This window comes from Spirochaetota bacterium (assembly GCA_026415295.1).
Lineage (GTDB): Bacteria > Spirochaetota > JAAYUW01 > JAAYUW01 > JAOAHJ01 > JAOAHJ01.
This window is the reverse complement of sequence record JAOAHJ010000016.1, coordinates 54,336-69,411: the sequence shown is the minus strand read 5'-3', so window position 1 is coordinate 69,411 and position 15,076 is coordinate 54,336. Positions and strand designations below refer to the sequence as shown.

13 protein-coding genes are annotated in these 15,076 nt (G+C 20.4%); 1 reads left to right on the top strand and 12 read right to left on the bottom strand.

The window, feature by feature from the left end; translation table 11 throughout:
• Nucleotides 1-60: 60 nt before the first annotated feature.
• The 7 genes from N3A58_03995 to N3A58_03965 form a co-directional block, all read right to left on the bottom strand.
• The gene (locus N3A58_03995) at nucleotides 61-1,902 is read right to left on the bottom strand and encodes a 4Fe-4S binding protein (protein MCX8058559.1); all 1,842 of its coding nucleotides are present in this window, start codon (nucleotides 1,900-1,902) and stop codon (nucleotides 61-63) included.
• Nucleotides 1,903-2,093: 191 nt separating this feature from the next.
• Nucleotides 2,094-2,573, bottom strand: a complete 480-nt coding sequence (gene nuoE / locus N3A58_03990) for an NADH-quinone oxidoreductase subunit NuoE (protein ID MCX8058558.1) — start codon at nucleotides 2,571-2,573, stop codon at nucleotides 2,094-2,096.
• Nucleotides 2,574-2,601: 28 nt separating this feature from the next.
• Nucleotides 2,602-3,081: a ferritin family protein gene (locus N3A58_03985; GenBank protein MCX8058557.1), complete on the bottom strand. Its 480-nt coding sequence runs from the start codon at nucleotides 3,079-3,081 to the stop codon at nucleotides 2,602-2,604.
• Between the two features lie 83 nt (nucleotides 3,082-3,164).
• Nucleotides 3,165-4,175: a dipeptidase gene (locus N3A58_03980; protein ID MCX8058556.1), complete on the bottom strand. Its 1,011-nt coding sequence runs from the start codon at nucleotides 4,173-4,175 to the stop codon at nucleotides 3,165-3,167.
• Nucleotides 4,176-4,200: 25 nt separating this feature from the next.
• Nucleotides 4,201-5,877 (bottom strand): hypothetical protein, encoded by a 1,677-nt coding sequence (locus tag N3A58_03975; GenBank protein ID MCX8058555.1) that lies wholly within the window; start codon nucleotides 5,875-5,877, stop codon nucleotides 4,201-4,203.
• A gap of 92 nt (nucleotides 5,878-5,969) precedes the next feature.
• A complete protein-coding gene (locus tag N3A58_03970; GenBank protein ID MCX8058554.1) occupies nucleotides 5,970-6,923 on the bottom strand; it encodes a TIGR01212 family radical SAM protein in 954 nt (317 codons plus the stop codon).
• A complete protein-coding gene (locus N3A58_03965; protein ID MCX8058553.1) occupies nucleotides 6,920-8,083 on the bottom strand; it encodes a methyl-accepting chemotaxis protein in 1,164 nt (387 codons plus the stop codon). The genes N3A58_03970 and N3A58_03965 overlap by 4 nt, the downstream gene beginning before the upstream one ends.
• A gap of 274 nt (nucleotides 8,084-8,357) precedes the next feature.
• On the opposite strand from N3A58_03965, the gene N3A58_03960 reads away from it, so the two are divergent.
• Nucleotides 8,358-8,666: an STAS domain-containing protein gene (locus N3A58_03960; GenBank protein MCX8058552.1), complete on the top strand. Its 309-nt coding sequence runs from the start codon at nucleotides 8,358-8,360 to the stop codon at nucleotides 8,664-8,666.
• 97 nt (nucleotides 8,667-8,763) lie between these two features.
• Here N3A58_03960 and N3A58_03955 read toward each other — a convergent pair whose 3' ends face one another.
• The 5 genes from N3A58_03955 to N3A58_03935 all read right to left on the bottom strand — a co-directional run bounded on the left by N3A58_03955 (nucleotide 8,764) and on the right by N3A58_03935 (nucleotide 15,013).
• Nucleotides 8,764-9,831: a hypothetical protein gene (locus N3A58_03955; protein MCX8058551.1), complete on the bottom strand. Its 1,068-nt coding sequence runs from the start codon at nucleotides 9,829-9,831 to the stop codon at nucleotides 8,764-8,766.
• 85 nt (nucleotides 9,832-9,916) lie between these two features.
• Complete coding sequence (gene amrA, locus N3A58_03950) at nucleotides 9,917-10,480, bottom strand: AmmeMemoRadiSam system protein A (protein ID MCX8058550.1); 564 nt, start codon at nucleotides 10,478-10,480, stop codon at nucleotides 9,917-9,919.
• Nucleotides 10,481-10,588: 108 nt separating this feature from the next.
• Nucleotides 10,589-12,658, bottom strand: a complete 2,070-nt coding sequence (locus N3A58_03945; GenBank protein ID MCX8058549.1) for a putative glycoside hydrolase — start codon at nucleotides 12,656-12,658, stop codon at nucleotides 10,589-10,591.
• Nucleotides 12,659-12,684: 26 nt separating this feature from the next.
• On the bottom strand, nucleotides 12,685-13,497 hold the full coding sequence (locus tag N3A58_03940) for a hypothetical protein (protein ID MCX8058548.1): 813 nt from the start codon (nucleotides 13,495-13,497) through the stop codon (nucleotides 12,685-12,687).
• Nucleotides 13,487-15,013 carry a hypothetical protein gene (locus N3A58_03935; protein ID MCX8058547.1) on the bottom strand — a complete coding sequence of 509 codons (1,527 nt, stop codon included), beginning with the start codon at nucleotides 15,011-15,013 and terminating at the stop codon, nucleotides 13,487-13,489. Before N3A58_03935 ends, N3A58_03940 begins: the two co-directional genes overlap by 11 nt.
• Nucleotides 15,014-15,076: the final 63 nt, after the last annotated feature.

Here is a 15,076-nt window from a genome sequence, read left to right as displayed (position 1 = left end):
AATATTAGAATAAAAATGATAATATTATTTATATTAAAAATAAATTTATTTCTTAATTTTTTATCTTAAATTGATTGCATTAAATTTACATGCTTTATAACATAAACCACATTTTATACATTTATTTGGATCAATAGTGTATTTATTAATTTTATCACCTGTTATGGCTTTAACAGGGCAAATTTTATAACATAGTGCACAACCTGTACAAATAGATTCTATTATATCATATTTTAAAAGTTTTTTGCATTTCTTTGCTCTACACGTTTTATCTGTAATATGTTCTATATATTCATCTCTAAAATATTTCAGAGTAGTTACTATTGGATTTGGTGCACTTTGGCCTAATCCACACAATGATGAATTTTTAATTTTGTATGCTAAATCTTCTAATTTATTAATATCTTCAAGGGTTGCTTCTCCATCAGTAATTTTTTGAAGGATTTCTAACATTCTTCTTGTGCCAATTCTACAAAATGTACATTTACCACACGATTCATTTTGAGTAAAATTAAGAAAATATTTTGCAACATCAACTATACAAGATTCTTCATCTAAAACAATAATTCCTCCAGATCCCATTATTGCACCAGTTTTTATAAGTTCTTCATAGTCAATTTTAATGTTTAAATGTTCTTCAGATAAACATCCACCAGAAGGTCCTCCTATTTGAATAGCTTTAAATTTTTTATTATTTGGTAAACCACCCCCAACTTTAAAAATTAAATCATAGAGTGTTATGCCCATAGGTACTTCTACAAGACCTGAATTATTAATTTTACCTGCTAAAGAAAAGACTTTTGTTCCTTTGGAATGTTCTGTTCCTATAGAATTAAATTTAGATGAACCATTTAATATTATCCATGGAATATTTGCAAAAGTTTCTACATTGTTAATAGTTGTTGGTTTATTATAAACTCCTCTTTCAGAAGGGAATGGTGGCTTTTTTCTTGGAATTCCTCTTTTACCTTCTATTGAGTGTATTAAAGCAGTTTCTTCTCCGCACACAAAAGCGCCTGCTCCTCTCTTTATTTCAACATCAAAAGAAAAGTTACTTCCTAAAATATTATTTCCTAAAAAACCTTTTTTATATGCTTGCTCTATAGCAATGCTTACTCTTTTTAATGCAAGAGGGTATTCTTCTCTAATATAGAAAATACCCTTTTTGGCTTCTGTGGCATAACCTCCAATAATTAATCCTTCAAGCACAGAATGAGGATCTCCTTCAAGAACTGCTCTGTCCATAAATGCTCCAGGATCACCTTCATCACCATTACATATTATATATTTTGTTTTATTCTTATTTTTATATGTTATTTCCCATTTTAAACCAGTTGGGAAACCAGCACCTCCTCTTCCTCTTAATCCTGATTTTTTTATTTCAAGAATAACTTCCTCTGGAGACATTGTTTTTAATACTTTTTTTAATGCTTCATAACCCATTTTGTTTATATAATCTTCAATATTTTCAGGATCAATATTTCCTGAATTTCTCAAAACTATTCTAAATTGGTTTTCTATTGGTAAAAAGTCAATTCTACTTTGAATTTTAATAATATCTTCTTTCTCAAACTTTTTTTTAATAAATAAATAATCAAAAATTAATGATGAAAGGTTTAAATCGACATTTGTAAAAGATAATTTATATTTTTTTTCTTTATCAAGCTCATTTTCTAATAAGAATATTTCTAAAATTGGTTCCTTATGACAAAAACCATTACATCCCGATTTTTTAAGAATATTTACTTTATTTATTTTTTTCAATTTTTCATAAAAAAATGAATAAACTTCGTTTGCACCAGCAGATATACTACATGAGGCCATTACAATATTTATAGAGTCTAGTTTTTCTGGACTAAAATATAATAATTGATCAGTTAAATTTTTTTCAAAATTTTCCATATTAATATTTTATAAAATTTTGTGTATTAAATATTTAATTTAATTAATATTTCAAACCTAATTTATTAGTTTTTAAAATTTAAAAAGTTTTTTTATTTTTTTTAATTAAATTATAAAATTTAAATATTTTATTTTTAATTTATATTTAATTTTTAATGTTTAATTAATAATTTTTTGATAAAAATAATAATTTATTTATTTTTAAGTTCATCAATTATTTTTTTTATTTTTTGTGGTTCAAGTTTTCCAAAAACCTTTTCATTTATCATAATAACTGGTGCAAGTGAGCAGCAACCAAGACAAGCAACTTCTTCAATTGAAAATAAACCATCATTAGTAGTTTCACCTGTATTTATTTTTAAAATTTCAATAATAGCATCTTTAATCTGTTCTGCTCCATTGACATGACAAGCTGTGCCATGACATATTTTAATGTTATATTTGCCAGATTTATTGAATTTAAAACTGCTATAAAATGAAGCTACACCTATTATTTCAGTTTCAGGTATTGATGTATTTTCTGAAATTATTTTTATAAAATCCATTGAAATATAACCGAAATGATCTTTTATTTCTTGTAAAATAGGTAAAATATTTTCAATGTAATTTTCATTATATTTTTTCAATATTTTTTTAATAATTTTTTTACAGCAAGCTTTTTCTAATTCCATAATTTTTATATTTTTATTTAATAAATAATTAAAATTCTTTTAATATGTAATTATTATATAAATTTTCAAAATATTTTTTATGCTCTTTTTCTTCATTAGCAAGAATAAAAAATATGTTTTTAAGCTCTTTAATATTACTAAATTTTTCTGATAATTTTAAATATAAATCTAAAGATAAATTTTCTTTTTTTATAGCAATTATTAACAATTCTTGAAGTTCAGAGTAATAATTTTTGTCTTGATCTGAAATATATGTAATATTTAAATAATCGATAAGAGATTTTTCTTCTAATTTGATTTTGTCAATTTCAGATTTCAAATTATTTATAAAATCTTGATTTTTAATATTATTTAGTTTAGTAATATGGGTTTTTTCTATATTAATTATATTACTAATGTAATTTTTAATATTTGGTTCAGTGAATTTTTTCTCTAAATTATTATAGAATTCTATAGATTCTTTTTCTCTTTCAATTGCAAAATTAATAATATGAATAAAATCATTCATAAAATAAAGGTTTAATTATATAATGATATTATTTTTACTTACTGTACAATTTAAAAAAATAAAATCAAGTATATTTAAATTTGTTAAATAGTTGAGAAAACATTTAAAAAATTCTTATAACATATATTTTCAATAGTTTCAATTTTTAATCCTTTATATATTAAAAAATTTATAAAGTCTGAATAAAAATCGATACCATAGATACCATTAGGAAGTAAATATATTCCATCGAAATCAGCTCCAAATGAAATTATTTCATCTCCAAATTTAGAGCTTAGATAATCTATTATATTATAAATCCAATAATATGATTCTGGAAATTCTGAATTTTCTATATTTATTGCTTTATCTGGTTTTAAAAAAGATGGTGAAAGGTTTATTCCGATTACTCCTTTTAATTCTTTAATTATTTTAATTTGTTCATCTTTTAAGTTTCTATTATGATTATTAATACTCCATACATTAGAATGAGATGCAATAACAGGAGTTCTTGCTAAATTACATACTTCATAAAATTCTTTTTCTCCCATATGGGAAACATCGATAATTAGTTTTAGTTCATTTAGTTTATTTATTAATTCCTTTCCTTTATTGAAAAGCCCATAAGATTCTATTACATTTCCCATAAATGGAGTTATTCTATTCCATGTTGGTGCTACAATTCTGACACCAAGTTCATAGAAAAGTTCTAAAAATTCTAAATTATTTTCAATTATTTCAAGACCTTCAATGGAAACAAGAATACCATATTTTTTATTAATATTTTCATTGATATCTTTAATATTATAAACTTGATAAAAATCGTTATTATCTTTTATAAACTTTTTTATTAAACTTAAAATTTTCATGCCATTTTTTAATGGTGCTTCATTATTTTTGTTTGAAAGATAAAGGGACTGAACCGATACTCTTATATTACCTTTTCTTATTTTTTCAGCTGTAACATGAAAATTTTCTTCAATATTAATATAAGAGTCCCCTTTTTTTATATATAAAAATTTAGCTTCCTCATAATCAGATAAAAAAAGCTTTTTGTAAAAAGTATCTGAATGCAAATCTATTATTGGTATATTTTTTGTCGTTGGATTGTTCATAAAAATTTGCTCCATTATAATTTTTTTATTTCTTCTTTCTTAGGTATATCATTTTAGGAAATGAATAATCAATTAAATTGTTATATATTAAAGGATTTAAATTTCTCAATTTTTTATTATAAGCTATGAAAACTGGTTTGTAATAAATAGGATAGATCATTTCTGATTTTTTTAAGTATTCTTGTATATCTTTAATTATAGAATTTAATTTTTTATTGTTAGGAATTAATATTCCTTTTTTAATAATAAAGTAATTTCTAATGTCCCATAACTCAGTAATTAAAGAAAATATATTTATTTCTTCAACTTTTTTAGTATTTGAAAGATTAACGATATGACCATAAGAATATGGATTAAAAAAATCTAGATCAGGTAAATTCCATAAAGAATGACTTAAAGATATAAATGCTATATTCCATTGTAAGTTTCCATATATCTTTGCAATAAAAGTAATTGAATCTTCAATACTTATTTGATAATTAATATTCTTGTTTTTTAATGAATTATTAATCAAATTTATTATTTTTTCATCATTATTTGTAAGTAAAATAATTTCTTTTTGGTTATTATTATTATCTTCCTTTTCTTGAGAAAGGATTGTTAAGATATTATTCTTATTTGAATTTAATACTTTTATATGTCTTGAGTTATTATTATTTTTATTAATTATATATGGTAAAAAAATTTTAAAATTATTTTTTTCGTATTCTTTAGAGAAATCTAATTTAAGTTTATTAAATAGAATACTTTGTTTAAAATTTAAATTATTTATTAGATGCAAGTTATTATATGGATTAAGTATTTTTATAAGACCTATTGAAGCAGGGAATTTTTTAAAAATTGTCAATAAATTTTCATCATTAAAATAGATTATATCAAGATTTCCGATCAAAAAATCATTTAACTCTTCTTCAAATGATTTATATATGGTAAAAACTAAATTGGTTGATTCAATATATTTATCTAGTAAAATTTTTTCAAATGAAGGATTTTTAAAATTTTTATTTAATTTTAAACTTATAGTTTTTGAAGATACATTGTCTATAAAATAAGGACCAGTTAAGTATTTTCCTTTAAGTTTTTCAGGCGTAAATATTTTATAAAAATTATCACTTTTTTCTTCCAATGCTAAAATAATATTTTCGCTTAAAATAGGACAAGATAATAAATTTAGAATTGTTTGATTTATTTCAAAAATTTCTAATTTTTTTAGAAACTCTACTTCTAAACTATTTTCATCTAGTTGATTTAATTTTATTTTATTTAAGTAATCTAGTTTTATTCCTTCTGAATTATTTATATTTTTTATTAGAAAATTGATTTGTCTTAGAAATAAATTTATATTTAATGAATTGTTTAAGAATTTAATTGTAACTTTATTATTTTCAAGATCAAATATAATTTTTTCAAGATAATTAGAGTATAATTTCAAATTTTTAGGTTCAATATAAATAATAGAATCAAATAATAAATTCTTAATAATATTTTCATTAATATTGCCTTTTATAAAAGGATTTAAATTTTCAGGAAATCTATTTAATGAAAGATATATGGTTTCACAATTTTTATAAATATTAAATTTTTTATTTGAATTAAAGTTATCTTCTAATTTTGTACAGCTAAAAAAAATTAGTGGAATTGTTAGAATATAAAATTTAAGTATTTTGTGAAAATATTTTTTAAAAAAATTAAAAAAAAACATAAAATAATTCCTAAATAATAATATTAATAATAAAAATTATTTCTTATTAAATATTTATTTTATTAATTAGCTTTTTTATTTTTATCTTTTAATTATATTAAAAATTTACCCTGAAATATATCATGTTTATCAAGATATTCATCTAAAGTTTTAATTGCTTTACTTTTAGGAATATTATATTTAGGTAAATATTCTCCTGGTTCAGGATCAGAAAAGAGTCTAAATATAATAGTATTTTTATCCAAGTATCCTAAACATAAAGCTAAAGATTCTATGTACTCATCAAAATTTAGCATATTAAATTTATTTTTTAAATAAAAATAATAGATTGGGGTATCTTTCAAAATGTATAGGTAATGAAATTTAATTCCATTTATTTGATTTTTATTAACAAATTTAATAGTATTAATAAAATCTTCTTTTGTTTCATAAGGTAAACCTAAAATAACATGAGTTCCAATATTAATATTTTTGAATTTTTTAATGATATTAACTGCATTTTCAAAATCTTTTGCTTTTGAGTTTCTATTTATTAACTTTAATGTTTTATCATTTGAGGTTTGAAGACCTATTTCAATCCATAGATCTATCTCTCTATTATTTTTATTAATAATATTTTCTAAAATTTCCAATTTTTCTTCATTTATTGTATCAGGTCTTGTACCTATAATCAAACCTCTAAAATTATATAAAGAGAGGGTAAAATTGTAAATTTCATAAATATTCTCATTTGTATCAAAGAGGTTTGAAAAAGCTTGGAAATAAATATATAAATCTGAAATATTCTTTTTCTTAAAATAGTCTAAAGATTTTATTATCTGATTTTCTATATATTTTTTTCTTTCTTCTATTGAAATAAATCTAGTTATTAAATTTTTATCTATTTTTTTTTGAAAAAATCTATTGTATGGGGCAAGAGAACCATTAGAGGAGCAATAAGCACATCTACCAGGGCAGGAAAAGCCCCCATCTATTGAAATTTTATAAACTTTTTTATTATATTTATTCTTAAAATAATCCGATAGACAGTAATATCTTTTTTTCATTTATTTTTATTATTTATTAAGTCTTGATTTACACCAAAAATATTTCTATGAATATTTTGTTCTTCAGTTGAATATTTAAAATGAGATAAAATTTCTTTTAGAATATCGGATTGTTTAGAAAGGTTTTTTATTGAAGTCATCATTTCTATAAGTAGTGATGAGTTTTCATTTATAAGTGTATTTATATTTTCAACATCATTATGGATATTAGTTGTAATGCCAGATTGATTTTTAATTTTTTCATTTATATCTTCTATTTTATTAGTTATAAGTTCGGTACCATTAATTATGTAATTTAGAGCTTCTTGAGCTTCATTTGAATATAAAACTCCATTATTAACTGCTTTAATTATATTTTCTACTGTATTTCTAATATTTTTAATAGCTGAAGATGAATTTTCTGCTAGTTGCCTTATTTCTGATGCAACAATTGTAAAACCAGCTCCTTCAGAACCAGCTCTTGAAGCTTCTATAGATGCATTCAATGCTAAAAGATTGGTCTCTTCTGCTACAGTTGAAATAAATTCAGAAATCTCAATTATATTTGTAGAGTGCTGAGAAATTAGATTCATTGATTCTATTAAATTCTTGATAGAATCTATTGATTCATTAATTTTATTTTTATTTTCTACTGAAATTTTCAAAGCCTCTGATGTAAATTCTTTAATAGAAATTGATATATCTTTTAATAAAGCCATATTTTGGTTAATATTTGTAATATTATTCATTTCAGAGTTAATTCTATTTATCATGGTTTCTGAAAACATAAAAAGAGTCGATGCATTTCCATTTATATCAAGAACTGATAACTCAATTTTATTTATAACATCTGAAAGATAATTTATAAGTTTAGAGATATAAATATTTATATTTGTAAAAGAAACACCTTCTATATCTGGTTTTTCTATATTAAAATTACCTTGTGAGATATTTTGAAGTAATTGAGAAAATTTTAGAGAAACTTTTTTATATTGTTTAAATATTGAAAAAAAGAAAAAAATAGAAATTATTAAAGAAAATATGAAATTTATTAAAAAAATTCTTAAAATCTCAACTTTTGAACCAAATATAAATACATTCAAAAATGTGAAAATTATAGTATAAATCAAAGAATAAAGCAATGATAATAAAAAACCTACTATATTTTTATCTTTTCTCATCACTTCTCCTAATTATATTTAATTTATCGAAATTTTAAAATTTATATTTAAGGATTGATTATAGTATTTATAAGAAATTTAATATTTTTTTTAAATTATTTCAATAGTATTATATACATAAATTTATTTTTATAAAAAAATTTATTTTAGTTATTAAAAATTATATAAATAAATCTACAAACAATCATTTTTAACAATAAAAATTTAAATTTACTTGCAATTTTTTATAAGATATATTATTTTTTAAGTGTATATTTATAGGAGGTTTTTAGTAATGGCTAATTATGTAATTTATAAATTGAGGTCTGATTTAAATAATTATGAAATAATTCAGAATATTTATGAAGAGATTAAAGAACTTATAAACAAAGGCAATAAGCATATTGTTCTTGATTTTGAACAGGTAAATTCAATAAATTCATCTGCAATTGGTAAATTATTATTTTTAAATAATTTAATAACATCTAAAAATGGAAAAATTTCTTTTATAAGAGTGAATGATAATTTAAAAAAACTTTTTAATATTTTATTAATTGATAAGCTATTTGATTTTTATGATAAAGAATCAGAGATAATTGATTAGTAGTTTTTTTAAATAATCATAAATTTTTTTTAAAAATAAAAAATAAATAAATTGAGTTTTTAAAAATAAAAAATGGGGATTAGAATCCCCATTTTTTTTATGCTAAGCCGATAGATTGCAAGAATTCTTTGTTTCTTTTGATGATATTTTCATCTCTAATAGTTTGAACTAGATCATTTATATACATATTTAATACTTGTTGACTTAACATTTGATAAATATATTGTTTTGCTTGTGCTTCAGGATAACCAGCGAATTGGGTTTTATTCATATTATAGTATGCATCTACCTGATCTTGAGTAACTGGTTGAAATTTGTTTTTTAATTTAATTGAAATGTATAGTTCTATTAATTTTTGGTTGCTTAAGTACTGAATGTAATCGTCATATTTTTTTTCAAAATCTGTATTCTTAGATATATCTTTGTACATAATATATGTATTAATGAAAGATTCTGTAAATTGTTTTAATAAAAGATATTTTGTTTTTTCCCTTTGATTTTCAGGTATTTGATTTAAAAATTCCATAAAAAGGGTATGAAATGAGTCATAGTCAATAACATCATCGCCTATCTTTAATACCCAGGTAGTTTTTAAGTTTTTTTCAAAATAATCTTGATTTCTTTGAATAATCATTGATTCTTTTTTATCTTGTAGTATTTCATTGATTTTTTCCTGTAATTTTATCATTTTCAAATATTCTTCTATCTGTTTTAAAGCTACCTCTATATCAATATTTTGAAAAGATTTTGAATTTTGATTATAGTATTGCTCGATTTCTTTTTTAGTTGGATTTGGAATAGTAGGGTAAATAACTTTTTGAATATATAGTTCTACTACTATTTGTTTATTTTGAAAAAGAATAACATGTTTATAAGAGTTTGCAAAATTTTCAGCTTTAATTTTATTTAATAAAATTATTTCATTTATAAAATTTTCTAAAAATGCTTTCAATAATCTTTTATCATTTTTATATTCTTGTTGTTTATCAGGAGGAACAGTTAATTCAATATACATGTTAAATTTGTTAATAAATTCACTATAATAATATTTCTGACCATTAATTTCAACGATCCAATTGTCTTTAGTAGAAGATGTGCTGGTTTGTGCCAAAATTATAAAAGGCATTAAAATTAGTATAAATATTAAAATTGATAATTTCCTCATATTTTTAAACTCCTAATATAAATATCTTATTTAGGAAAATAGCATAATTAAAACAAAAGTCAAAATAAAATGTTGTTTAATTTTGTTAAATATTATCTTCAGAAATAATATAACCTTTGAATTTGAATAATTTAATTTCTTTGTTTTTTAAAATTTCAGGATAAAGACCAGCTTTATATGTAAGATTTTCTAAAAATTGCTGTTTGTTCCAACCTTGTTCAGTTGCTACTTGAGGCAAAAATAGACCAGAGTAAAATTTATACTGTAAATAAAGACCATCTTCACCTATTATAAAATCATATAGATCTTTTATTTCTTGAAATGGAGACAAAATTGTTATTTCTATCTTGATATCATTAAATTCATCTTTTGAAAGAGGTGGAAACCTTGGATCATGAAATGCAGATTGAATAGAAACTTCTTTGAGTTGCTCAATAAATGGCTTTATTCCTTTAATATAACCTATACAACCTCTTAAATTATTTTTTATATGTAAAGTAACAAAATTTCCTAGTAATTTATTATCAATACTAGTATGATCTAATTTAAGATTTTTTTCTTCATAATCAATTTTTAGTTTATCAGCAATAGTTTTTCTCACAATATATATTAAAAATTTTTTTTCATCTTTTGATAAATTCAAATCCATAAATTCTTCTTCTATATTTTAATAGGTAAACTAAGGTAATAATAGTATATTTAATTAAAATAATCAATAAAAAAATATAAAAATTAAAAATTTTCTTAAGATAGAGCTTTAATATTTAATTTCTTTAAGTATATCATACTTTCCTGCAGGATTCCAGAAAATAAATGAATTATAGCCTGCACTTAATATACCATCTATTTGAGATTGAATGTAGTCCTTATAATCTATAGAAACTTTTATTTTGAATACTTGAATCCATGGTCTTACAAGTATTGGTCTTTTAGCATTTAAAAAAGCTCTTTGTACACCATGATTATAAATAAAAAAGTTGGTTTCATTTTCTTTTAAATTTTCTTGATAGAATCCAAATGTAAAATGAGATGGATAATACATTGGATATATAATATCAATAAAATCTGATAAAATAAATAGATCTTGTCCTATATGTTTTGTTATATTATAAAAACATTGATAACCATAAAAATCAGCTGATAGTTTAGAAATACTTAATGATGATTTTGCTTTTTTTAAAAAATTATGTAATACGCAATTTTTGGAATAATTATTTTTATTATGTATTGAGTAAATATTTGAAACTCCCCCATCAGAAGGGTATCTGACATAATCAAATTGTATTTCTTCAATTCCTTTTTCTTCTAATTCTTTTATAATATCACAAAGATAATCAACTACGAACTCTGATGCAGGATCAACCCATCTCTCTTTTTCTAAACCTATCCATGGAGAATTAGTTCTTTTATCATAAAAGGCATATTTACCATTCTCATAGTTAAACAATAATGGATCTCTAAAACATACAACTCTTGCTATGATTTTTATGTTATTTTCTTTTGAAAAAAATAATAATTTATCTAAATTAATAATTTTTTTTATAGATTTTATCTTTTTTGCATATTCCGAATTTGAATTATAAGTTATAAATCCAAAATCATCTTTTAAATCAACAACTATTGTATTTAAATTTAGAGATTTTAATAAGTTTATTTTTTTTAATATTTTTTCATCATTAGAAAGGTGATGAACTGGAATATATAATCCCCTAGTAAAATCTTCTCTATAATCTTCATTTACCTTTTCTTTTTCAACTTTGTTATCAAGTTGCAAACAAATAGTTAAATTATTAAAATAAATTTCAAAATTATGAAAATTTTGATTTTTAGAGTTTTTATAATTATTATCAGAATTTTTTTCAAAAACTTCAATTGTAAAATAGTATATATTTTTATTTGTTTCAAATTTTAATGTATTATTGTTTATTTCCATACTTTCTAAAGATTCAATCTTTTCTTGATAAATGTTATCAAAATGATGATTATCATCATCTTTAATTTTATTTATTTCTGGGTTTAAATTAATAAATTGCTTATTCAATTTAATGTCATATAAAAAATTATTGACTATAATTTCTCCATTCTGATTGAAAGATAAAAAACCTATTCTTGTAGAATATTTATAACTAATAATTAGAATATTCTTATATTGTACAATTTCTGATATAGTCTCAAAGTATGAAGTAGATTTAGATGTAAATGGTACTCTAGCAATATTTTTATTAATCTGTAAAAATTTTGGACTGTTAATTTCTTTGTAATAAAGACCATGATGAGATGTGCCAATAAAAATAAATTTTTTATTATTATAACAAAAAAGTTCTGCACATTTTAATGTAGCATTTTTATTTAATCCATTTAATTGAATAGGGTAATAGTTTTTATCATTTTCATTAAGTAGATAAATATTTTTGCTAGTTGTAATTATATTTGGTTTAAATTTAACAATATATTCATAATTTATATTTACTGAAAAAATTTCTGTTTTTTCATTGTTTTCTATCTTATAAACTTTAGTCAAGTTTTCGTCTAATATATAAATAGGTGTTTTAATTTCGGAGGAACTGTAATTGACAAGTTTTGGTATTTCATAAAATGAAGAATTTTTTAATTCTGAATTATTGTAAAAATTTAATATATAATCATCATTAGGGATATTAATACTATTATAATTTTTTTCTCTAAAATTGAGTTTTGAAGTTTTATTAAATATGTCTTTATTTGGGTATATGTATGAAGTACAGGTTAATAGGAATATTATCATGTAAAGTAAAAATAAAAGGAAGATAATTTTTAATATTTTATCAATTTTTATAAATAATTTCATAATATCTTAAAAGATAAATAAAAAATTTATTTTATTCTTTTTTTTATATATTTTAGAAGCTTTTTTTCCTCTTGATTCAAATTAAAATTATATATATTTTCTGAACTTTCAACAATAAGATTTTCTTTAAATAAATTAAATGTTAAACTTAATATTACATTTAGGGTAGTATTATTTTTATATGAAAAATCCATATCTTGTAGTAGATAATATGAATAATCTATAAGATAATAAAGAACATATTCATTAGTTATCTCACCATTTAGTTGGTTATTTTCACTATTAAATAAATATTTTAATTTCAAGTTTTGATTTGAGAGGTAATTTCTTAAATGATCAATAAAAGTTAATCCATTTAAATACTCTATATTTATTAAATTGTAATATACCATCAATTTACTTATTTCATCATTATGAGTTAAAAATGTAATTTGATATGTTAAATTCTCAAGATTTTTTAAAGAATTTATAGGATCTATTAAAATTAATGGAAATGTTCTTAAAAAAAGACAAAAATTTGAATTTGAAAAAATTATTTTTTTATTAGCTATTTCTTTTGCCTCAATTAAAGTTTTTCCTTCTTTTAACAAGATTGAAATTTCTCTATCTATAGGATCTATGTAAGGGTAATATTTATCAGGCAAATTTAAAAGTAATTCTGATATATCGTACTCATTTATGCTAAAATTTTTATTTATTATTTTTAAAGATAATATGTAAGGGAGGTACATAAATGGTCTTATTTCACCATCAAAGAAAGAATGTTTAAAAATATTTTCTATGATTTTTTCTAAAGTTTTTTTATCTAATATCATCTTATTAATTTTTTTAGTAAGCATAGTAAATTCCGACTACTAAATAAACTTTGTTATTTTTATCGTTAAAAATATATATTAACTTTAAAAATATTGAGTTAAATATTAAACTATTTTCAAATGAGATTTCTAATAATTTTTCTTTTGGTAAAATGTTTAAAAAGTTGAAATCATATTGAGTAAATTTTGAGAAAATATACATATGTTTATTTATATCATTATTCTCGTAATAGATAAAGTTAATAATATTATTTTGACTTTTATATGAGACTTTTAATTTAAATTCATATAATTTTTCTTTATAGATATCGTAACAAAAACAAAATTCTAATGTACTATATTTACTAAAATTTAATAGTAATATTGGAGAAAAATAAAATCTATAATAGTAATCATTTTGAGTAATTATAAAGTAGTTAGTGTTATTTATTAAACTTTTCGGATAAAAATATCCTTCTAAATTTAAGCTTAAAATCTTTAAAATTGTAGGGGTTTTTATTAAATCTATATTAGCAACTGTTCTTATAAATAATTTATCAGCAATCAATTTAAAATCATCTTTTCTATATGGGAGATAAAAATTTATTATAAGTGATTTGGTAAACTCAAAAATTATATTGTGCATGAAATTTTCATTAAAGAAGTTTTCTGAATTATAATTAAAGTTTTTATATATGAAAACATACTTTATTTTGTATATTTTGATAAAAAAAAATGCATCAAAATAATATACATAGTAATTCATATAATTAAAATATACATAAGGTGTTTCTATAATAAAGGATATATTTTCTAAATTAATATTAAAAGCAAAGATTATTCTATTAAATTTTTCTATTTCTTTATTAAAGATTTTTATAGTATAGTTATGTTCTTCAAAAGTAATAATTGTTTTTATAATTTCATTTGATAAATAAATGCCATAAATTTGATAATTTTGCCCATTACTGTTTTTAATATTTCCTAAAAAAATATTTATTAAATCAATAAATTTAATATTTAAAAAATAGTTTATGTTATAATTGTTTATAGTTTCAAAAATATTGTTAAAATTTTGGTCGAAGTTATAGAATATTTTATATCCAAAGTTAATTCTAGGTATATTTTCTATTAAATCAAAAGGGAAGATAGATTTAATTCCTGAAAAAAAATTTGTTGAATAGTCAAAAGTAAAATATCCTGTTATTATTGTTGCTGTTAAAAATGAATTTGTTTGTATGTGATTTATTAAGTTTTTTGAAGTATTATTTGATTGATAAAAAGGATTTATGTTTAAAAGTATTGCAAAACTATAGTAGTTTTTTATTTCATAAATAAAGAATGGATTATATAACTTAAAATAGTAATTATTGTAATCAAAATATTTATTATCTTCTAAAAATTTGTAAAATACATAACTGAATAATTTATATTTAATCTTAAAATCATAACTATTTGGATCACTAATTTTTTTTAATTTGACTTCTTGACAAAATATTGGACTTGAATTAAATATAAAATATAGAAATATTAAAAAATTAATATACTTAATTTTAACCATAGTTATTCTTTATGTCGGAATTTTTATTTTATAATTTTATAATATTGTATTAAAATTTAAAAT